This is a genomic window from Nonomuraea sp. NPDC052129 (assembly GCF_040680095.1).
Classification (GTDB): Bacteria; Actinomycetota; Actinomycetes; order Streptosporangiales; family Streptosporangiaceae; genus Nonomuraea.
This window is the reverse complement of the sequence record NZ_JBFAVX010000026.1, coordinates 114620-133638: the sequence shown is the minus strand read 5'-3', so window position 1 is coordinate 133638 and position 19019 is coordinate 114620. Positions and strand designations below refer to the sequence as shown.

General features: G+C 70.7%; 18 protein-coding genes. 5 read left to right on the top strand and 13 right to left on the bottom strand.

Going from position 1 to position 19019, the window contains the following annotated elements; translation table 11 throughout:
• Nucleotides 1–117 precede the first annotated feature (117 nt).
• Complete coding sequence (locus AB0L53_RS40950) at nucleotides 118–474, top strand: helix-turn-helix transcriptional regulator (RefSeq protein WP_357656163.1); 357 nt, start codon at nucleotides 118–120, stop codon at nucleotides 472–474.
• Here AB0L53_RS40950 and AB0L53_RS40945 read toward each other — a convergent pair.
• Complete coding sequence (locus AB0L53_RS40945) at nucleotides 471–1250, bottom strand: DNA-formamidopyrimidine glycosylase family protein (RefSeq protein ID WP_364006323.1); 780 nt, start codon at nucleotides 1248–1250, stop codon at nucleotides 471–473. The genes AB0L53_RS40950 and AB0L53_RS40945 overlap by 4 nt on opposite strands.
• Nucleotides 1251–1359: 109 nt before the next feature.
• On the bottom strand, nucleotides 1360–1809 hold the full coding sequence (locus tag AB0L53_RS40940; RefSeq protein WP_357946947.1) for an Rrf2 family transcriptional regulator: 450 nt from the start codon (nucleotides 1807–1809) through the stop codon (nucleotides 1360–1362).
• A gap of 235 nt (nucleotides 1810–2044) precedes the next feature.
• Between AB0L53_RS40940 and AB0L53_RS40935 the strand changes: the two genes are divergently transcribed.
• On the top strand, nucleotides 2045–3226 hold the full coding sequence (locus AB0L53_RS40935) for an ROK family protein (RefSeq protein WP_364006320.1): 1182 nt from the start codon (nucleotides 2045–2047) through the stop codon (nucleotides 3224–3226).
• Between the two features lie 52 nt (nucleotides 3227–3278).
• Here AB0L53_RS40935 and AB0L53_RS40930 read toward each other — a convergent pair whose 3' ends face one another.
• The 4 genes from AB0L53_RS40930 to AB0L53_RS40915 all read right to left on the bottom strand — a co-directional run bounded on the left by AB0L53_RS40930 (nucleotide 3279) and on the right by AB0L53_RS40915 (nucleotide 8009).
• Complete coding sequence (locus AB0L53_RS40930) at nucleotides 3279–4718, bottom strand: glycoside hydrolase family 3 protein (RefSeq protein ID WP_364006317.1); 1440 nt, start codon at nucleotides 4716–4718, stop codon at nucleotides 3279–3281.
• 99 nt (nucleotides 4719–4817) lie between these two features.
• A complete protein-coding gene (locus AB0L53_RS40925) occupies nucleotides 4818–5669 on the bottom strand; it encodes a carbohydrate ABC transporter permease (RefSeq protein ID WP_358535353.1) in 852 nt (283 codons plus the stop codon).
• On the bottom strand, nucleotides 5666–6673 hold the full coding sequence (locus AB0L53_RS40920; protein ID WP_364006315.1) for a sugar ABC transporter permease: 1008 nt from the start codon (nucleotides 6671–6673) through the stop codon (nucleotides 5666–5668). The genes AB0L53_RS40925 and AB0L53_RS40920 overlap by 4 nt, the downstream gene beginning before the upstream one ends.
• Nucleotides 6674–6677: 4 nt before the next feature.
• A complete protein-coding gene (locus AB0L53_RS40915) occupies nucleotides 6678–8009 on the bottom strand; it encodes an extracellular solute-binding protein (protein ID WP_357946961.1) in 1332 nt (443 codons plus the stop codon).
• 138 nt (nucleotides 8010–8147) lie between these two features.
• Here AB0L53_RS40915 and AB0L53_RS40910 point away from each other — a divergent pair, with 138 nt between their 5' ends.
• Genes AB0L53_RS40910 through AB0L53_RS40900 form a run of 3 tightly spaced genes read left to right on the top strand, consistent with a single transcriptional unit; the run spans nucleotide 8148 to nucleotide 11074 of the window.
• Nucleotides 8148–9293: an ROK family transcriptional regulator gene (locus AB0L53_RS40910; RefSeq protein WP_364006311.1), complete on the top strand. Its 1146-nt coding sequence runs from the start codon at nucleotides 8148–8150 to the stop codon at nucleotides 9291–9293.
• A 12-nt stretch (nucleotides 9294–9305) separates the two neighbouring features.
• The gene (locus tag AB0L53_RS40905) at nucleotides 9306–9965 is read left to right on the top strand and encodes a M15 family metallopeptidase (RefSeq protein WP_364006308.1); all 660 of its coding nucleotides are present in this window, start codon (nucleotides 9306–9308) and stop codon (nucleotides 9963–9965) included.
• Between the two features lie 23 nt (nucleotides 9966–9988).
• On the top strand, nucleotides 9989–11074 hold the full coding sequence (locus AB0L53_RS40900) for a glutamate--cysteine ligase (RefSeq protein ID WP_364006305.1): 1086 nt from the start codon (nucleotides 9989–9991) through the stop codon (nucleotides 11072–11074).
• A gap of 10 nt (nucleotides 11075–11084) precedes the next feature.
• Here the strand turns inward: AB0L53_RS40900 and AB0L53_RS40895 are convergent, their stop codons facing one another.
• From AB0L53_RS40895 to AB0L53_RS40865, 7 genes are read right to left on the bottom strand one after another with little or no spacing between them, the layout of a single operon-like run.
• Complete coding sequence (locus AB0L53_RS40895; protein ID WP_364006302.1) at nucleotides 11085–11834, bottom strand: sulfite exporter TauE/SafE family protein; 750 nt, start codon at nucleotides 11832–11834, stop codon at nucleotides 11085–11087.
• Nucleotides 11831–13627, bottom strand: coding sequence for a gamma-glutamyltransferase family protein (locus AB0L53_RS40890; RefSeq protein WP_364006299.1), 1797 nt, complete (start codon nucleotides 13625–13627; stop codon nucleotides 11831–11833). The genes AB0L53_RS40895 and AB0L53_RS40890 overlap by 4 nt, the downstream gene beginning before the upstream one ends.
• Nucleotides 13624–14592, bottom strand: a complete 969-nt coding sequence (locus AB0L53_RS40885; protein WP_364006296.1) for an oligopeptide/dipeptide ABC transporter ATP-binding protein — start codon at nucleotides 14590–14592, stop codon at nucleotides 13624–13626. The genes AB0L53_RS40890 and AB0L53_RS40885 overlap by 4 nt, the downstream gene beginning before the upstream one ends.
• Nucleotides 14589–15557, bottom strand: coding sequence for an ABC transporter ATP-binding protein (locus tag AB0L53_RS40880; protein ID WP_364006293.1), 969 nt, complete (start codon nucleotides 15555–15557; stop codon nucleotides 14589–14591). The genes AB0L53_RS40885 and AB0L53_RS40880 overlap by 4 nt, the downstream gene beginning before the upstream one ends.
• A complete protein-coding gene (locus AB0L53_RS40875; RefSeq protein ID WP_364006290.1) occupies nucleotides 15554–16429 on the bottom strand; it encodes an ABC transporter permease in 876 nt (291 codons plus the stop codon). Before AB0L53_RS40875 ends, AB0L53_RS40880 begins: the two co-directional genes overlap by 4 nt.
• The gene (locus tag AB0L53_RS40870; protein ID WP_364006287.1) at nucleotides 16422–17381 is read right to left on the bottom strand and encodes an ABC transporter permease; all 960 of its coding nucleotides are present in this window, start codon (nucleotides 17379–17381) and stop codon (nucleotides 16422–16424) included. The genes AB0L53_RS40875 and AB0L53_RS40870 overlap by 8 nt, the downstream gene beginning before the upstream one ends.
• Nucleotides 17381–18988 (bottom strand): ABC transporter substrate-binding protein, encoded by a 1608-nt coding sequence (locus AB0L53_RS40865; protein ID WP_358535377.1) that lies wholly within the window; start codon nucleotides 18986–18988, stop codon nucleotides 17381–17383. The genes AB0L53_RS40870 and AB0L53_RS40865 overlap by 1 nt, the downstream gene beginning before the upstream one ends.
• Nucleotides 18989–19019 lie beyond the last annotated feature (31 nt).

The window sequence follows — 19019 nt, the reverse complement described above, 5'->3', positions numbered from 1 at the left end:
AGACGTCCGATGATGACGGCGAGGAGCATGTACGAGCCGAAGAAGAAGAACGGACGGCACGATCCGACCGCGCGGGGCGTGGCGGTGAAGCCATCCACGCCGGGGAGGGAGCGACAGATGATTCTGCTGCGTCAGCTGCTCGGCGACGTGCTGAGGCGATTGAGGGTGCGGCAGGGACGCACTCTTCGTGAGGTGTCCACGCTGGCGCGTGTCTCGCTTGGCTACCTGTCCGAGGTTGAGCGCGGTCAGAAGGAGGCGTCATCGGAGCTGCTGGCGTCGATCTGTGGCGCCCTCGGGGTGCCGCTGTCGCAGGTGTTGCGTGAGGTGTCCGACCAGTTCGCGCTGGCGGAGCTCCAGGCCACCCCTGTGCTCGCCGACGCGCCGGAGCACGAGCGCATCCCCCTTCCCGAGACGGTGCCCGGGTCGATCTCCGACTCCGTGTTTCCCGAAGTCAAGGACATGGTGGCCGCCTAACGCGGTTGGCAGTCACCACACCACAGGATCAGGCGTTCCTGTGGCTGTGCGCCCATCTCGCCGCGACTGATGCGCGTTCCGCATCGGCGGCAGGGTCGGCCTGCCCTGCCGTAAACCCACGTCTGGCCGGCCGGTCTGCGGTCGCCCGTGGTCACTGTGGCGGCGTGTGTCCTGTTCGCCGCCAGGAGCCGCTGGGCGAGCGTCACGAGCGCGTCCAGGTCCTCGATGTCGCCGACCTTCCGCCACGGCCAGATGCCGCGCAGGAAGAGTGTCTCGGCGCGATAGATGGTGCCGATTCCCGAGAGATTGCGCTGATCGAGCAGCGCCTCACCGATCGTCCGTTCCGGCGCCTCGCGCAGACGGCGCACGGCCTCGGCCGGATCCCAGTCGTCGCCGAGCAGATCGGGCCCCAGATGCCCGACGACGCGGTGCTCGTCGGCGGTCTTCAGCAAATCCACCACCCCCAATCGCACGCCCACGGCCTGCCACCGCTCGTTGGCCAGCACCAGCCGGATCTGGTCGCCGGGGGCGGTGCGACGGCCCGCCGGCAGCACTCGCCAGCTGCCGTCCATGCGCAGGTGCGTGTGCACGGTCAGGCCGCCCTCGACGCGGGTCAGCAGGTGCTTACCACGTGAAAGGCTCTCCAGGACCGTCCGGCCGCTGAGATCGGCCGTGGCGTGCCGGGGGACCCGGAAGTCCGAACGGGTCAGGATTCGGCCGTCGAGGGCGCCGCGCAGCCGCGCGGCCGTACGGTAGACGGCATCTCCTTCGGGCATGCCCCCAGTCTAGAAACTCGGCCAGACCGGCCGGCGCCCCCTTCTGAACGGCGTCCCGGCTGAGCCGCCGGGTTGCTCCCAGGGTGCCGGACGGGGCCGGTGGGTGGGGTCAGTCCCAGGCGGCGGGGTCGGCGGCGAGTTGGCGGACGCGGTCGGGGAGGGCGCCGCTGGCCACCTGGTCCAGCGTGACCTCCTCCAGGATGGCGCGTTCGGTGGCGCGCAGTGCGATCCAGACCTGCTGCAGCGACTCCGCCGGTCCCCGGTAGCCCACGTGCTCGGGACGCTCACCTCGTACGTTGGCCAGTGGCCCGTCGACCGCCCTGATGACGTCGGCGAGAGAGATGTCCGCGGCGGCCCTGGCCAGGACGTAGCCGCCTTCCGGACCCCGCTGGCCGCGGACCAGTCCGGCACGGCGCATCTGCAGCAGGATGTTTTCCAGGTATTTGGGGGGCATGTCCTGCTCTTTGGCGAGCTCGCCCACGGTGGTCGGGCCGGCGCCGGCTGCGGCGAGTTCGGCGGCAGCACGGAGGGCGTAGTCGACACGAGCGGAAAGGCGCATGTTGTCGATTATCCCTCCTGGTCAACACTGGTTATGCGCAACGTCGCCAGAATGGGCGGTCGATCCGGACGCGGCAGACGCGGTGCCTGCACGGACACCGCGATCAGTGGGCTGCCAAGGCGGCGGAGGATGGACGGGATGATCGTGAGACATCCTCGTGTTCACCTGCGGTGATAAGCAAGGTCCAGGGCGCTAAACTTCCAACAACCTTTTCGATTTGACGGTGGGATTCAGCGTGGAGCGACGCCCTGGTGTGCCCAGACTGCTCAGGGAGATCAACGACCGGGCCGCACTGGAGTTGTTGCTGGCCACGGGCCCGATGACGCGGGGGCAGATCGGCGATCAGACAGGGTTGTCCAAGGTCACCGCCTCGCAGACGCTGTCCCGGCTGGAGGAGCGCGGGCTGGTCGAGGTCGTCGGCACGCAGGCCGGCGGGCGCGGCCCCAACGCGGCGCTCTACTCCGTCATCCCCTCCAGCGCCTACGTGGCCGGGCTCGAGGTGGGGCCCGAGCTGATCTCCGCAGCCGTCGCCGACATCCACGGCCGGACGATCGCCGAGGTCACCGTCGGTCCTGCCGACCTCGACGACCCGGTCTCGGTCGTGCACGGCGCGATCATGAAGGCCTGCCGCAGCGCCAAGATCAGCATCGGCCGGCTGCGCGGCGTGGTCATCGGCACCCCCGGCGTGGTCGATCCGCGCAGCGGCGACGTGCGCTTCTCCTTCGACCTGCCCGGCTGGCACGAGGGCATCCACGAGGCGCTCGCCGGTGACCTCAAACGCGAGGTGACGATCGAGAACGATGTCAACCTGGCCGCGATCGCCGAGCGCGCCGACGGCGCCGCCCAGGGGCTCGACGACTTCGTGCTGCTCTGGTCCGCCCGTGGCCTCGGTCTCGCGGTGATGCTCGGCGGCAAGCTGCACCGGGGCCGTTCGGGCAGCGCGGGCGAGATCGGCTACCTGCCGGTGCCCGGCGTACCGCTGCCTGAGGACATCCGCAACGAGCCGGGCCGCCTGCCCTCGCTGGCGGGCGGCCTGCAGTCGCTCGTCAGCGCCGAGGCCGTGGGCGAGCTCGCGGGGGGCTACGGGTTCACGGCCGAGAGCGCCGGGGAGTGCGTGAAGGTCGCCATGGCGGCCGGAGCCGAGGGCGAGCCCTTTCTCGATGAGATCGCGCACCGGCTCGCGCTCGGCGTGGCCGCGGTCTGCGTGATCCTCGATCCGGGGCTGGTCGTGCTGGCGGGCGAGGTGGGCCAGGCCGGTGGCACCGCGCTCACCGCCCGGGTGGAGGAGGCCGTGGCCCGCATCTGCCCCGTACGCCCCCAGGTCGTCACCACCACGGTCACCGACAAGAACCCGGTGCTGCGCGGCGCCGTCCTCGCGGCCCTGGACCAGGCCCGCGAGGCACTCCTCAAACCGTGACCAGCCCGACTTGGGCCACGACCGGCCCGACTCACGCCACGATCAGTCCGGCTCAGACGGTGAGCAGTTCCACGGCCGCCTGGGCGTTCGCGCGGGCCGCGCCGTACGTCGCGATATAGGCCGCGCTGTCCGGCCGCCAGATCGGCAGCCCCATCTCGATCACCGTCGCGTCGGGCCGGACCGCCACCAGGGCGGAGACCAGTTCGCGGCTGGCTTCGTTGCGGTGCGCGTCCTTGATCACCAGGACCAGCGACCGGTGCGTGGCCTTCGCCAGCAGCACCGGCACGTCCGCGTCGGCCGGCTTCACCCGGATGATCTCTGCCTGGGGCAGCCATGGCCCCACGCCCCAGGGCACGTCGCCGACGGCGATCGTCGGCGGCGTGTCCACCTCGATCACCAGCGGCTCGACCAGAGGCTCCGTCACGCCCGTGAGCCGCACCGCGCGCCTGGCGGCGTGCAGGCCGACCCCGTTCTGCTCGACCGAGGGCGAAGCGGGCGAGCCGAACCACTCGCGCAGCGCCGCCAGCCTGGCCGCGGCCTCCTCCAGCCGGGCCTCGGGCAGCCGCCCCTCCCGTACGGCCGCGACGATCTCGTCGACCATGTGCCGCACGTCGTCGTAAGTCGGCAGCGGGCCCAGGCAGAGCAGATCGGCGCCCGCGGTCAGCGACAGCACGGCGCCACCGGCCAGGCCGACGCTCTTGGTGATGGCGTGCATGTCCATCGCGTCGCTGATGACCGCGCCGTCGTACCCGAGCTCGCCCCTGAGCAGTTCGGTCAGTGCGGCGGCCGACAGCGTGGCCGGGGTCGGGCCGGTCAGCGCGGGCACCGCCACGTGCGCGGTCATGATCGACTTGGTCCCCGCGCCGATCGCCGCCCGGAACGGCGCCAGCTCGCGCTCGCGCAGCACGTCGAGCGTGACGTCCACGACGGGCACGGACACGTGCGAGTCGACCCGGGTGGCGCCGTGGCCGGGGAAGTGCTTGACGCAGGCGGCCACGTTCACCGACTGCAGGCCCTGGACGGCGGCCACCGTGTGCCTGGCCACCAGCTCGGGGTCGTCGCCGAACGACCTGGTGCCGATCACCGGGTTGTCGGCCTCGGTGTTGACGTCGGCGTCGGGCGCCATGTCCAGGTTGATGCCGCAGGCGGCCAGTTCCGAGCCGATCGCCCGGTAGACCCGGTGGGTGAGCTCGGCGTCGTCCACCGCGCCCAGCGCCGCGTTCCCCGGGTACGGGCTGCCGACGTGGTAGGCCAGGCGGGTGACATCGCCGCCCTCCTCGTCCAGGGAGATGACGGGTTCGCCGGCCGCGCGCAGGGACGCGGTCAGCGCCCGCAACCGGTCCGGGGCGGCGACGTTGAAGCCGAAGAGGGTGACACCACCCAGGCCGTTCTCGAGCTCGCGCAACACCCAGTCGGGCGCCGTGGTGCCCTGGAAGGCGACGAGCAGTGTGCCGGCCGCGAGGCGGCGCAGCCCCCGATCACTCTGACTCATAGCTCCTCATCAAATGGACGTTCAGGCATTGGACGTTCAGGCATTGGAGTTCAGGCACGGTCAGGGCACGGCGAGGCCGCACGAAGACCCGTGGATCGGTCAGCCCTTGACGGCCCCGGCCACCAGACCGGAGACCATGCGGCGCTGAACCAGCAGGAAGAAGACGACGACCGGGATGGTCATCATCGTGGAGCTGGCCATGATGGCGCCCCAGTCGGTGCCCTTCTGCCCGAAGAAGTACTGCATGGCGACCGGCATCGTGTAGCCCTCCGAGCCGCTCATCAGGACCAGCGCGAAGATCAGCTCGTTCCACGCGGTGATGAACGAGAAGATGCTGGTGGCCACCAGACCCGGCGCGACCAAGGGGAAGAGCACCTTCCAGAACGTGGTCATCCGCCCCGCGCCGTCGATCCAGGCCGCCTCCTCCAGCGACTTGGGCACGGCGGCGACGAAGGTACGCAGCATCCAGATGCCGAAGGGCAGCGTGAGCCCCACGTTGACGAGGATCAAGCCGGCCAGCTGGTCGTACAGGCCGAGCCGCTTGACACTCAGGAACAGCGGGATGAGCAGCGCCTCGGAGGGGATCATCTGCACGATCAGCAGCAGGATCAGGAACGTGTTGCGCCCCTTGAACCGGAAGCGGGCCACCGCGGTCGCCGCCAGCAGCGAGAAGACCGCCCCGATGAGCACGGTGCCCCCCGCCACAATGGCGCTGTTGCGCATGTAGAGCCAGATCGAGTGCCCGGCCACGCCCTCGCTCAGCACCCGGTCGACGTGCTCGAAGGTGAAATGGGTGGGGAACGGGATGAAGTCGGTGGTGAAGATCTGGTCGTTGGCCTTGAACGAGGTCGAGGCCATCCAGTACACGGGGAAGATCGCGATCAGGAACACCAGCAGCCCGGCCGCGTTCAGCGCGATCTTGCCGAGTTGTTTGCGCGCGAGCGGGCTCACATCTCCTCCTGCTTGACGAGCTGCCTGACGTACACCGCGGTGACGACCAGCAGGATCGCGGTCAGCACCAGGGCGATCGCCGCGCCGGAGCCCATCTTGGGCGGCGGCCGGAAAGCCTCGGCGTAGGAGTAGATCGACAGGTTGAACGCCTCACGGTTCGATGGACCGCCCATGAGCACGTACAGCTGGGCGAAGACCTTGAAGTCCCAGATGATCGACAGTACGGTCAGCACCGCGAAGACCGGCTTGAGCAGTGGGAAGGTGATCTTCCTGAACGTCCGCCAGGCCGACGACCCGTCCACCCGCGCGGCCTCGTACAGCTCGGCCGGGATGCCCTTCAGCCCCGCCAGCACCGAGACGGCCACGAACGGGAAGCTCGCCCAGACGACGCAGATGATCAGCACCATGTAGATGGACCACGCGTCGTTGAGCCAGGGCTGGCCGGTCCAGTCGGTCCGGCCGAAGAGCAGGCTCGACAGCCAGTCGGGCAGCAGGTTGAGGACCCAGTTGATGACCCCCGCCTCCGCGTCGAACAGCCACTTCCAGATGATGCCCTGCGCCACCGGCGGCACGGCCCACGCGAACATGATGCCGACCACCACGAACGTGGACATCTTTCTGCCGAGCTTGTTGAGCAGGACGCCCACCGCCGTGCCGACGATCAGCGTCAGCGACACCGCGACGACCGCGAAGACGAGCGTGTTGCGCAGCGAGGACCAGAAGATCTCGTTGTCGAAGATGCGGGTGAAGTTGTCCCAGCCGACCCAGGTGGCGGGCTTCCTGCCGCTGATCTGGACCAGGCCCACCTTCTGGAAGGCGATGACCCCGACCTGGAACAGCGGGTAGAGCAGCAGCGCCCCGATCACCAGCAGGCCGGGGATCAGCAGCACGTACGGCACCGACCAGGTGGGCAGGCCGCTGGCCCGGGCCGGGCGGTGGGAGTTGGGCCGCCGCGGGGTGGAGGACTGACCGCCACCCCTGGCGAGCGTCGAGGTGTTCGTCATAAGGCTAGGAGGCGGCGTTGAGGATGTCTTCGAGCTCCTTGTTGGCCTTGGCCAGCGCGTCGTCGGCCGACGACTTGCCCTCGATCACCGTGCGGGCCGCGTTCTGCAGCACCGCCTTGGTCTCGTTGGCCTCGGTCCAGTGCGGGCTGGCCGGGAAGGCCTTGGCCTTGGCGAAGGCGGCGGCGAACGGCGCCTGGGCCGGGTCGCTGGCCAGCGCGGCCAGGGCGTCCGGGTAGACGGGGAGCAGGCCGCCGTCCTTGGCGTACTTGTCGCCCCACTCCTTGCCGGAGGCCAGCTTCACGAACTCCTTGGCCGCGTCCTTCTCCTTGGCGCCACCCCACACGGCGATGTCGTTGCCGCCCAGGAAGGACTGCGCCTCGCCCCCGTCCTTGGACGGGAGCGGGAAGAAGGCCAGTTTGTCGCCCTTGAGCTTGCCCTTGCTGTCCTCGTCGATGCCCGGCAGGTCCCACGACGCGGTGAGGTACATGCCGACCTTGTTGTTGGCGAAGCGGGTACGGATGTCCGTGGTGTTCTGGGTGAGCCGCGACTTGCTGGACAGGCCGTCGGTGACCAGGCCGGTGTACTGGGCGAAGCCGGACTTGAAGGCGGGGTCGGTCAGCTTGCCGACCCACTTGTCGCCCTCCTTGACGGCGTAGTCGCCGCCGGCGGTCCAGGCGAGGGCGCCCAGCAGGTGGTTGGCGTCGGAGCCGCCGTTGAAGGCGAACCCGTCGACGTCCTTGCCCTTCTTGGACTGGATCTTCTTGGCCGCGGCGACCAGGTCGTCCCAGGTCTTCGGGACCTCGATCTTGAGCTCCTTGAACCAGTCGGCCCGGTACAGGACCGCCCGGCTGCCGCCGCCCCACGGCACGGCGTACGTCTCGCCGTCGATCGTCTCCAGGCCCATCAGGTTCTTCGGGATCTGCGCCTGGTCGCCCGAGGCGACGATGTCGGTGACGGGCTCCAGGGCCTCCTGGCTCTGCCACAGCGGCACCTGGTCGTTGCCGATCTCGGTGACGTCGGGACCGGTGCCACCGGCCGCCGCGGCGGTGAACTTGTCGTTCACCTGCGGCCACGGGATCCACTCGACCTTCACCTTCGCGCCGGTCTGCTGCTCGAAGGCGGCGACCAGCTCGTCGGTGTACTTCTGCGCGGCGGGGTTGCTGTCGCCCAGGCGCCAGAAGGTCAGCTCCTTGCCCGCGTACTTGGGGCCGGACGCGGGGGCGGAGGCCGCCGCGCTCGGCGAAGCCGCGGGCGTCCCGCCGGAACCACAGGCGGCCAGGCCCAGGGCCAGAGCGGCCGTGGTGACCGTAGTGGCGGTGATCTGCGCGATCCTCACAGGGTTCTCCCTTCCCGGGTGCTCGCTTGCGGTCCGCACCAGGCTGATCTGCATGTCCGAACGACTGCTGCTAAACTAACAAGAAACTTTCTTAAAAAAAACGCCCGTTAGCCATTCGTGACGAGAGGGAGCGCGTCGATGAGCCGAAGCCCGGGGATCCCTCGGCTGCTCCGCCGGTTGAACGACCGCACGGCACTCGAACTCCTCCTGGAGGACGGGCCGCTGACCCGTGCGGAGCTCGGAGAGCGGACCGGCTTGTCCAAGGTGACCGCAGGTCAGCTGCTCGCCCGGCTGGAGGAGCGGGGGCTCGTCCGGGTGGCGGGGGAGCGGGCGGGGGGCAGGGGTCCGCACGCGGCCCTGTACGCGGTGAACCCGTCCAGTGCGTACGTCGCCGGGCTCGAAGTGCTGCCCGACAGCCTGACCGTGGGTGTGGCGGACATCACAGGACAGATCGTGGTCGAGGTCACCGTCAACCCGGCGGACGGAGATCCGGTCAAGGCCGTGCACTCCGCGGTCCAGCGGGCCTGCGCCTCGGCCCGCGTCAGCCTGTCACAGCTGCGCGCCTTCGTGATCGGCACCAGGGGCGTGGTCGATCCGGGCAGCGGCGACGTGCGCTTCTCCTGCGACCTGCCGACCTGGCACGTCGGCGTGCTGGCCAGCCTGCGCCAGACACTGGGCGTTCCGGTGATCATCGAGAACGACGTGAACCTGGTCGCGCTGGCCGAGCACCGCTACGGCGCCGCCGTCGGACACGACGACTTCGTGGTCATCTGGGCGGGCGTCGGTCAGGGGCTGGGCGTCATGCTCGGCGGGCGGTTGCACCGGGGCATCACCGGGACCGCGGGCGAGATCGGCTGGCTGCCCGTGCCGGGCGAGCCGCTGCCGGTCGACGTGTCGCAGCCGACCTCGGGCTCCTTCCAGCGGCTGGTCGGGCACGACGCGCTGAGCGGGCTCGCCACCACGCACGGCGTGCTCGGCACCACGGTCCCCGACCAGGTGCGCAACGGCTGCGACGGGTACCTGGACGAGGTGGCGGCGCGCCTGGCGGTGGGGGCCGCGGCCGTGACGGTCGTCCTCGACCCCGGACTGATCGTGCTCAGCGGCGACGTCGGCCGGGCGGGCGGCGAACGCCTGGCCGCCAAGGTCGAGGAGGCCGTCGCCCGGTTCTGCCCGACGCGGCCCAAGGTCGTCACGACCGGGGTGGCGGGCAATCCGGTGCTGCGCGGCGCCCTGGTCGCGGCCTTGGCGCAGGCCCGAGATCAGGTTTTCTCCGACACTGTGTGAGAATTTCTGCCTATGTGGCAGCTCACGAGCGACATCGTGCTGATCTCTGATCCGCGCGTCGCCGCGATCCCGGTGCGCGACAACGGCGAGGAACTGGCGGACGTACGCGGCCGCCTGCGCGTGGACGAGCGGATGGCCGACCGCGTGGGTGCCTACGCGCACCTGCGGTCCGGGCTGCTGGCGCGGCTGGAGCGGGCCGAGCGGCGGCTGCCCGACGGCTTCCACCTGCTGGTCGTCGAGGGCTACCGGCCGATCGACACGCAGCGCCGGATCTTCGAGGAGTACCGCGACGGGCTGCGCGCTGCTTTCCCCGAAATGTCGCCTGACGAGGCATGTATCGCGGCAAGCCGGTATGTGTCGCCAGTCGAGGTCGCCCCACACACCGCCGGGGCCGCCGTCGACCTGACGCTCACCGCGCCCGACGGCACGGAGTACGACATGGGCACCCAGGTCAACGACAACCCGGAGGAGAGCGACGGCGCCTGCTACATGGACGCCACGAACATCTCGGCCGACGCCCGCGCCCATCGCAAGATCCTCGCTGACGCCCTGGAGCCTGTCGGCCTGGTCAACTACCCGACGGAGTGGTGGCACTGGTCCTTCGGCGACCGGTATTGGGCGCTCGCCGAGGGAAGACCGTACGCACACTATGGCCCACACCGCTTTGCCTAGCGGAAAAGGGGCATAAAAGGGATGTGACTCCTCTTATCGGGATCGAGGAGGAGTACCTCATCGTCGATCCCTGGTCGCGCCACGTGGCTCCCCGGGCGGCAGAGGTGTTGGCCGCCGCGACGGACGTCCTAGACGTCGTTCACGAGATCACCCGTTTCCAGGTCGAGGCCCGTACCGCTCCTTCGGCCGACCTCGGGGAGTTAGGCACGCGGCTGAGGGCCGCGCGCAAGGAGGTGGCCGAGGCGGCCCGCTCGTGCGGGCTGGCCGTGGTCGCCAGCGGCATTCCCGTCCTCGGTGACGTCGTGCCGATTCCGCTCACCGACGACGTCCGTTACGAGCAGGGCCGGATCCTCTACCGCGCGCTGCAGGACGAGCTCACCATCTGCGCCCTGCACGTGCACGTGGACGTTCCTGACGAAGAACAGGCCGTCTACGTCGGCAACCATCTGCGCCCGTGGCTGCCCACGCTGATCGCGCTGGCCGCGAACTCGCCCTTCTTCGTGGGGCGCGACACCGGCTACGCGTCCTGGCGGGTGATCAGCTGGGGCCGCTGGCCGGTCTCGGGCGCACCGCCGTACTTCCCGTCGTACGCCGACTACGAGCTGGCGCTGCGCGCGCTGTCGCAGTCGGGCGCGCTGATGGACCCCAAGACGGTGTACTGGGACGCGCGCCCGTCACCGTCGCTGCCGACCGTCGAGGTGCGCGTCGCCGACGTGCCGCTGGACGTCAGCGACAGCCTCACCATCATCGGGTTGATCCGCGGCCTGGTCGTGACCGCGCTGGCCGCCGTGGCGCGCGGTGACCGCGGCCTGCCGATCCCGTCGGAGGTCGTACGGGCCGCCTACTGGCGAGCGGCCCGCGACGGCCTGGGCGGCCACAGTCTCGACGTACGCGAGGGTGCGCTGGTGCCGGCGCGGGTGATGGCCGGCCGCCTTCTGGATCACGTACGGGACGCCACGGCCGAGGCCGGTGACCTGCCGTTGGTCGAAGAAGGGCTGGACCGGCTGCTCGGCCGGGGTTCCGGAGCGGAGCGGCAGCGCAGGGCGCACGCCCGTACCGGGCACCTGGCCGCGGTCGTGGACGACCTGATCGAGGCCACGGTCGCCTGACCGGTCAACTTCAGCGCAGGGCGAGCACGGTCGCTACGCCCAGCCCGAAGACGACCACCACGCCGCGCAGCACCGCGGGCGGCATGAGCCGGGCCAGACGGGTGCCGAGGAAGCCACCCGCCAGGCTCGCCGGCGCGACCACCGCCACCGCCTCCCACCGCACGGGCCCGAACAGCGAGAACGCCACCACCGACACCGTGCTGATCACCAGCGACAGGGTCGCCCGCACGGCGTTGACCCGATGCAGGTCGTCATGCAGGAACAGCCCGAGCACCGCCAGCAGCAACACCCCCATGCCGCCGTTGAAATAGGCGCCGTAGCAGCCGCCGAGGAACACCCCGACGTGGACCAGCCCGCTGGTGCCCTGCCGCCCGTCGCCCTCGAAGCGCTTGCGCAGCCAGGGCTGGGCCAGCAGCGCCAGACTGGCGAAGGCCACCAGCCACGGCACCAGCGAGTCGAACAGCCGCCCCGGGGTGAGCAGCAGCAGCGAGCTGCCCGCGATCGCGCCGAGCACGGTGGTGGCCGAGAGCACCGTGGCCCGGCGCCGCTGCCCGCGTAGTTCGGCCCGGTAGCCCAGGACGCCGCCCAGGTAGCCGGGCCACAGCGCCACCGCGTTCGTCACCGAGGCGGTGATGCTCGGATAGCCGAGCGCCAGCAGCGCCGGGAAGGAGATCAGGGTGCCCCCGCCGGCCAGCGCGTTGACCGCCCCGGCAAGCAGGCCCGCCCCGGCCAGGAAGGCCAGCTCGGACAGCTCGATCATCGGCCGGCCGCGTAGCCCTGGGCGCCGCGCGGGTTGGCGGCGGCCTTCAGGAAACCGCCGTCACGGGCGACCGCGCTGAGCCGGCCGAGCGACCACGGCCCCTGCACCTCCACCTGGTGGCCACGCCGCCGGAGCTCGGCGACCACCGCCGGGTCCATCCGGTTCTCCACGTGCATGACGCCCGGCCGGGAGCCACGCGGGAAGAACGAGCTGGGGAAGTGCTCGGAGTGGAACATGGGGGCGTCGACGGCCTGCTGCAGGTTGAGCCCGCCGTGGACGAGGGAGAGGAAGAAGTTCAGGCTCCACTGGTCCTGCTGGTCGCCGCCGGGTGTGCCGAAGGCCAGCCACGGCTTGCCCTCGCGCAGCGCGAACGACGGCGACAGCGTGGTGCGCGGGCGCGTGGCCGGCCGCAGCGAGGCGGGCAGCCCCTCCTGCAGCCAGAACATCTGCGCCCGGGTGCCGAGGCAGAAGCCCAGCTCCGGAATCGTGGGCGAGCTCTGCAGCCAGCCCCCGCTCGGCGTGGCGGAGACCATGTTGCCGTGCCGGTCCACGACGTCCACGTGACAGGTGTCGCCACGGGTGGAGCCGTCGGAGCCGACCGTGGGCTCGCCTATACCGGACCGTACGCCCGAGATGCCCGGCGCGGTGCTGACCGTGCCGGCTCCGGGGAACACCGGCAGCCGGGGCGTGCGCCCGCCTGGTGCGCCCGGCCGCAGCTCCATGCTGGCCTCGACGCCGATGATCGCGCGCCGCTTCGCCGTGTACTCGTCGTCGAGCAGGTCGGCCATCGGCACCTCGGCGTCGCCGTACCAGGCTTCGCGATCGGCGAAGGCGAGCTTGGCGCTCTCGATCACCGTGTGCACGTAGTCGGCGCTGAGCTGCCCCATCGCGTCCAGGTCGAACCCCGACAGCAGGGCGAGCTGCTGCAGGAAGACCGGCCCCTGCCCCCACGGGCCCGTCTTGCAGACCGTGTGCCCGTGGTAGTCGAAGGTGACCGGCTCCTCGACCGACGCCGACCAGTCCGCCAGGTCGTCGCCGGTGAGCAGGCCGCCGTGGACCTCGCCCGAGCTGTCGCGCCAGGCGGTGTCGGCGCTGAACCGGGTGATCGCCTCGGCGACGAACCCCCGGTACCAGGCGTCGCGGGCGGCCGCGATCTGCCCCTCGCGGCTGCTCGACGCGGCCCGCGCCTCGGAGACGAGCCTGCGGTAGGTGGCGGCGAGCACGGGATTGGTCAGCTTGGCTCCCGGCACCTTCCCCTGCGGCAGCCAGGTCGCGGCCGACGTCGGCCAGTCCTCGAGGAAGAGCCGCTCGACCGATGAGACCGTGGCGGCGATCCGGTCGAGCACCGGGACGCCGTGGGTGGCGTAGTGGATGGCGGGTTCGAGCACGTCGGCCAGCGTCCAGGTGCCCCAGCGCTCCAGCATGAGCATCCAGCCGCCGAACGCCCCGGGCACGGTGGCCGCCAGCAGCCCGGTGCCGGGCACCACGTCGAGCCCCAGGCCGGTGAACCGGTCGATCGTGGCGGCGGCGGGGGCGACGCCCTGCCCGCACACGACCGACACCCGCTCCTCGTCCTGGCTCCACAGCAGGATGGGCACCTCGCCGGCGGGCCCGTTCAGGTGCGGCTCCGCCACCTGAAGAACGAACCCGGCGGCGACGGCCGCGTCGAAGGCGTTGCCGCCGCGTTCGAGCACGCTCATGCCGGTAGCGGAGGCCAGCCAGTGCGTGCTGGCCACCATGCCGAAGTCTCCGGTCAGCTCGGGCCTGGTGGTGAACAAACTGCTTCCCTTCATCGGGTGGCGGCCGCGTCGGGCACGTGATCCGCCGTGACCAGGTGACAGGCGACCGGGTGGCCGCTCGTACGGGGGTCTGTCAGTGCCGGCTCGCTCGTCCGGCAGGCGTCGTACGCCAGCGGGCACCGAGTGTGGAACCGGCAGCCGGCGGGTGGATCGACCGGGCTCGGCACGTCGCCGCCCAGCACGATCCGGCGCCGCTCGCGCTGCCTGACCGGGTCGGCCACCGGCGCCGCCGACAGCAGCGCCTGCGTGTAGGGGTGGCGGGGTTCGGCGAAGATCTGGGCCGTCGGCCCGGACTCCACGATCTTGCCCAGGTACATGACCGCGATCCGGTCGGCCAGGAACTCCACCACCGACAGGTCATGGGTGATGAACAGGCAGGAGAAGCCCATCTCCCGCTGCAGGTCGGTGATCAGGTTGAGCACCGACGCCTGCACCGACACGTCCAGCGCCGACACCGGCTCGTCGGCCACCACCAGCTTGGGCTCCAGGATCAGTGCGCGGGCCAGCCCCACCCGCTGCCGCTGCCCGCCGGACAGCTCGTGCGGGAAGCGCGACCTCATCTCCGGGCGCAGCCCGACCTGCTCCAGCATGGCCGCGACCCGCCCGCCCGCCTCCCGGCGGCTCGCGATCCCGTGGTGCAGCAGCGGCTCGCCGACGATCTGCTCGATCGTGAAGCGCGGGTTGAGCGAGGAGTAGGGGTCCTGGAAGACCATGTGGACATCCCTGCGCAGCGGGCGCATGGCCCGGCGCGACAGGTGGGTGATGTCGCGGCCGTCGAGCCGGATGCCGCCCGAGGTGGGCTCGGTCAGCCGCAGGACGCACTTGCCGACGGTCGACTTGCCGCTGCCCGACTCGCCGACGAGGCCGAGCACCTCGCCCTGGCCGATGCTCAGCGACAGGCCGTCCACGGCGCGTACCTGGCCGTAGTGCTTGACCAGGTTGTCGATCTCCAGGATCACGACCGCCCTCCCGGGTGGAAGCAGGCCGCCAGATGATCGTCCGGCAGTTGGGGTTCTAGCTGGGGTCTTCTGCTTCGGCAGTCGTCCTGCGCGCGAGTGCAGCGCGCCTGGAAGGCGCACTCGTCCGGGTCCGTCAGCGGCGAGGGCACCATGCCGGGGATCTCGGCGAGCCGGCCGTTCACGGCGGCCGACGGCAGGGCGTTCATCAGGCCCAGCGTGTACGGATGGCGCGGCCGCGCGAACAGCTCGGTGACGGGCGCCTGCTCGACGGCCCGGCCCGCGTACATGACCACGGCCCGGTCGGCGATGTCGGCGACCACGCCCAGGTCATGGGTGATCAGGATGACCGCGGTGCCGAGCCGGTCGCGCAGGTCGCGGAACACGTCGAGCACGCCCGCCTGGATCGTCACGTCCAGCGCGGTCGTGGGCTCGTCGGCGATCAGCACGCGCGGCGAGCAGGCCACCGCGATCGCGATCATCACCCGCTGGCGCATGCCGCCCGAGAGCTGGTGCGGGTACTCCTTGATCCGGCGGGCGGGCAGCGGGATGCCGACCAGTTCGAGCAGCTCCACCGCGCGGTCCCGCGCGGCCCTGCGGGAGAGCCCCTCGTGCCGGCGCAGTACCTCGGTGATCTGGTAGCCGACCGTGAACGACGGGTTGAGCGAGGTCATCGGCTCCTGGAAGACGACCGACACGTCCTTGCCCCGGATCTGCCGCATCCGCGACTCGGGCAGCGTGGTCAGCTCGCGGCCGTCGAGCTTGACCGAGCCCGACAGCCTGGTCGTGTCCGGCGGCAGCAGCCTCGGCACGGACATCGCGGTGACCGACTTGCCGCAGCCGGACTCGCCGCAGAGCGCCAGGATCTCGCCCTCGCCCAGTTCGAGCGAGATGCCCCTGACCGCCTGCACCAGGCCGTCCTCGGTGTCGAAGTCGACGGTCAGGTCGGTGATCTCGAGTAGGCTCATCGGCCGCTCCTCGGGTCGAGAACGTCACGCAGCCCGTCGCCCAGCAGGTTGAAACCGAGCGTGGCCAGCGCGATCATCAGTCCCGGCCAGATCGCCAGCCACGGCGCGACGTCCAGGTACTGCTGGGCGGTGGTGAGCATCACGCCCCATGACGGCGTCGGCGGCTGGACTCCCAGGCCCAGGAACGACAGGGTCGACTCACCGATGATCGCCGCCGGGATGGCCACCGTGGCCTGCACGATGAGCGGGCTGGAGCAGTTCGGCAGCACGTAGCGGAGCAGGATGTGGCGGTCGGTCGCGCCGTCGGCGATGGCCGCGGCCACATAGTCCATCTCCCTGATCGCCAGCACCTCGCCACGGGTGATCCGGATGACCGCCGGCAGCTGGGAGAAGCCGAGCGCCAGCACCACGCCCTTCAGCGAGGGGCCGATGATCGCCGCCAGCCCCACCGCGAACACCAGGAACGGGAAGGCCAGCGTCACGTCGACCAGGCGCATCACGACCGGGTCCAGCCAGCGACGGTAGAACCCGGCCACCAGCCCGATCGGGATGCCGATCACCATGGCCAGCAGTGTGGACAGCACGCCGGCCTGCAGCGAGACCTGCGCCCCGTGCGCGATCCTGGCCAGGGCGTCGCGGCCCAGGTCGTCGGTGCCGAGCGGGTGCGCGCCCGACGGCGGCGCGAGCGTGGCGGTGTAGTCCTGCGCCGACGGATCGCCGGTGAGCAGGGGTCCGAGCAGCGCCAGCAGCAGGAACCCGGCGACGAGCACCAGCCCCGCCATCGGCATCGGACGCCGCCTGAAGCGGCGCCACAGCCTGCGGCGGCGATCGGCCCGGCCCGTCGTCACCGGTACGGCCAGTGCCTCAGCCATGCCCGCCCCCCGACAGCCGGATGCGGGGGTTGAGGAAGGCGTAGGCGATGTCGACCAGGAGGTTGACCAGCACGTACCCGATGACCGTGATCAGCACCACGGCCTGGATGACCGGATAGTTGCGGGTGAGCACGGCGTCCACGGTCAGCTTGCCGAAACCGGGGATGACGAAGATCTGCTCCGTCACCACCGCGCCGCTGATCAGCGCGCCGAGCTGCAGGCCCAGGACGGTCACCACGGTCGTGAGGCTGTTGCGCAGCGCGTGCGCGCCCACCACCTTGGCCTCCGACAGGCCCTTGGACCGGGCGGTCCGCACATAGTCGGCCGACAGCGCGCCCAGCATGGCCGAGCGCGTCTGCCGCATCAGGATCGCCGCGAACCCGGTGCCGAGCACCAGGGCGGGCAGGATCATGCGTTGCAGGTTCTGGCCGGCGTCCTGGGTGAACGGGACGTACCCGGAGGCGGGCAGCCAGCGCAGCGTCACCGCGAACAGCAGGATGCCGAGCAGCCCCAGCCAGAAGTGCGGCACGGACAGTCCCGCCAGGCCGAAGCCGGTGGCCACGTAGTCGGGCAGCCGGCCCCGCTTCATCGCGGCCACGATGCCCGCGCCCAGGCCTACGACGATCGCCACCAGCAGGGCCAGCGCCGACAGCTCCAGCGTGACCGGCAGCCGCTCGGCCAGGATGTCGGCCACCGGCAGCTGGTCCTGGGTGGAGCGGCCGAGGTTGCCGGACAGGGTCTGGCCCACGTAGTCGACGTACTGGGCGGGCAGGGGCTTGTCCAGGCCGAACTCATGGCGGATCGCCTCGACCATCGCGGGCGAGGCCTCCTCGCCGGCCATCACCACGGCCGGGTCCCCGGGCAGCGCCCTGATCCCGAGGAAGATCAGGATGCTGGCCAGGAACAGCACGATCACCGCCGAGCCCGCTCTGCGGAGGATGAACCAGACCATCAGGCGGCGAACCCAGCGGTGACGAAGCGGGGCAGGCCATCCTTGAAGTACTGGACACCGGCGACGGTCTTGTTCATGCCCAGGTAGTACTTGTTGTGATACAGGTACACCACGCCGCGCACCTCGGCCGCCCGCTGCAACGCCTTGGCGTACAGCTCGGCCCGCTGGGCCGGCTCCGTGACCGCCGCGGCCTCCTTGATCGGATCGTCGATGCCGGGGTCGGACATGCCGCTGTAGTTGTTGCTGCCGCGGCTGGTGATCAGGTTCGACAGGTTGCCGTCCGGGTCCACCCGGCCCGACCAGCCGTTGAGCACGGTGTCGAACTTGCCGGCCTTGCCCTGCTCCAGCGTGCTGACGAACTCGGCCGTCTGCACCGTGACGTTGAAGCCCGCCTCCTTGGTCATCTGCTGGATGACCTGGGCCAGACGCTGGTTGGTGGCGTCGTTGGGCGTGGTCAGCGTGACCGGGATGGGCGTCGGCACGCCGGAGGCCTGCACCAGCTGCTTGGCCTTGGCCAGGTCGCGCTTGGCGCACTGGAGCGAGGGCGAGCGGTAGGGGCTGTCGGCGGGCAGCGGGAAGCAGTCGGCCTCGTACAGGCCGTTGTAGACGGTCTTGTTGATCTGGTCACGGTCCAGCGCCAGCTCGAACGCCTCCCGCAGCTGCGGGCTCTTGGCCAGCGGAGTGCTGACCGTGCCCGGCTTCTCGGTGGAGCCGTTGGCGTTGCCGGTGTTGATCGTCAGGCCGTAGTAGCCGAGCCCGCCGCCGGACACGACCGTGAGGTTCGGGTCGGCCTGCACGCCCTTGACCGTGGTCGTGGCCAGCTGGTCGGCCACCTGGACGTCACCGGACTTCAGGTTCGCGGCCCGTACGTTCGGGTCGACGATGATTTTGTATACGAGCTTGTCGAGCTTCACCTTGGCGGCGTCGTAGTAGTCGGGCGCCTTGTCCAGCACGATCTGGCTGCCGGAGGTGCGCGCGGCGAACTTGAACGGCCCGACGCACACCGGGCTAGCGCCGAAGTTGTCGCCCGCCGCCTCCAGCGCCTTGGGCGACATGATCATCCCGGCGCGGTCGGCGAGCTGCGCCGTCAGCGGCGTGAACGCGCGCGTCAGCGTGAGCTTGACGGTGGCCGGATCGACCACGCTCACCTTCGACACGGCGGCCAGGTCGGCCTGGCGGGCCGACTTCTCCCAGGTACGGTGGCGATCGAGCGACTTCTTGACCGCCTCCGCGTCGAAGGCGGTGCCGTCGTTGAACTTCACGCCCTCGCGCAGCTTGATCGTCACTTCCTTGCCGTCGCCCGAGACCTCGGGCAGGGCGGTGGCGAGCTGCGGGACCAGCGTGGCCTTCGCGTCGATGTCGAAGAGCTTCTCGCACATGCTCGCGAACACCTCGCGGCCCACCAGCGTGGTGGACACGCTCGGGTCGAGCGCGTCGGGGTCGGCGTTGAGCGCGATGTTCAGGGTGCCGCCGCTCTTGACGGCGCGGCTGTCGGACGTGGCGTCGGCCACTGACGGGGCGACGGGGGTGCCGCTCGAACCGCCTCCACCGCAAGCCGTCAGGGCTATGGGAAGTACGGCGAGCGTCAAGACCAGCCTGGGTCTCATGATGCCTCCGGGGGACGAGCTTTAGGAGACT

What these genes read in the sequence shown, in the direction of transcription:
- AB0L53_RS40870 (WP_364006287.1), bottom strand. Translation starts at nt 17,381, where the DNA reads ATGGTCTGGTTCATCCTCCGCAGAGCGGGCTCGGCGGTGATCGTGCTG.
- AB0L53_RS40920 (WP_364006315.1), bottom strand. Translation starts at nt 6,673, where the DNA reads ATGACGAACACCTCGACGCTCGCCAGGGGTGGCGGTCAGTCCTCCACC.
- AB0L53_RS40890 (WP_364006299.1), bottom strand. Translation starts at nt 13,627, where the DNA reads ATGAAGGGAAGCAGTTTGTTCACCACCAGGCCCGAGCTGACCGGAGAC.
- AB0L53_RS40880 (WP_364006293.1), bottom strand. Translation starts at nt 15,557, where the DNA reads ATGAGCCTACTCGAGATCACCGACCTGACCGTCGACTTCGACACCGAG.
- AB0L53_RS40895 (WP_364006302.1), bottom strand. Translation starts at nt 11,834, where the DNA reads ATGATCGAGCTGTCCGAGCTGGCCTTCCTGGCCGGGGCGGGCCTGCTT.
- AB0L53_RS40865 (WP_358535377.1), bottom strand. Translation starts at nt 18,988, where the DNA reads ATGAGACCCAGGCTGGTCTTGACGCTCGCCGTACTTCCCATAGCCCTG.
- AB0L53_RS40875 (WP_364006290.1), bottom strand. Translation starts at nt 16,429, where the DNA reads ATGGCTGAGGCACTGGCCGTACCGGTGACGACGGGCCGGGCCGATCGC.
- AB0L53_RS40945 (WP_364006323.1), bottom strand. Translation starts at nt 1,250, where the DNA reads ATGCCCGAAGGAGATGCCGTCTACCGTACGGCCGCGCGGCTGCGCGGC.
- AB0L53_RS40930 (WP_364006317.1), bottom strand. Translation starts at nt 4,718, where the DNA reads ATGAGTCAGAGTGATCGGGGGCTGCGCCGCCTCGCGGCCGGCACACTG.
- AB0L53_RS40905 (WP_364006308.1), top strand. Translation starts at nt 9,306, where the DNA reads ATGTGGCAGCTCACGAGCGACATCGTGCTGATCTCTGATCCGCGCGTC.
- AB0L53_RS40950 (WP_357656163.1), top strand. Translation starts at nt 118, where the DNA reads ATGATTCTGCTGCGTCAGCTGCTCGGCGACGTGCTGAGGCGATTGAGG.
- AB0L53_RS40910 (WP_364006311.1), top strand. Translation starts at nt 8,148, where the DNA reads ATGAGCCGAAGCCCGGGGATCCCTCGGCTGCTCCGCCGGTTGAACGAC.
- AB0L53_RS40940 (WP_357946947.1), bottom strand. Translation starts at nt 1,809, where the DNA reads ATGCGCCTTTCCGCTCGTGTCGACTACGCCCTCCGTGCTGCCGCCGAA.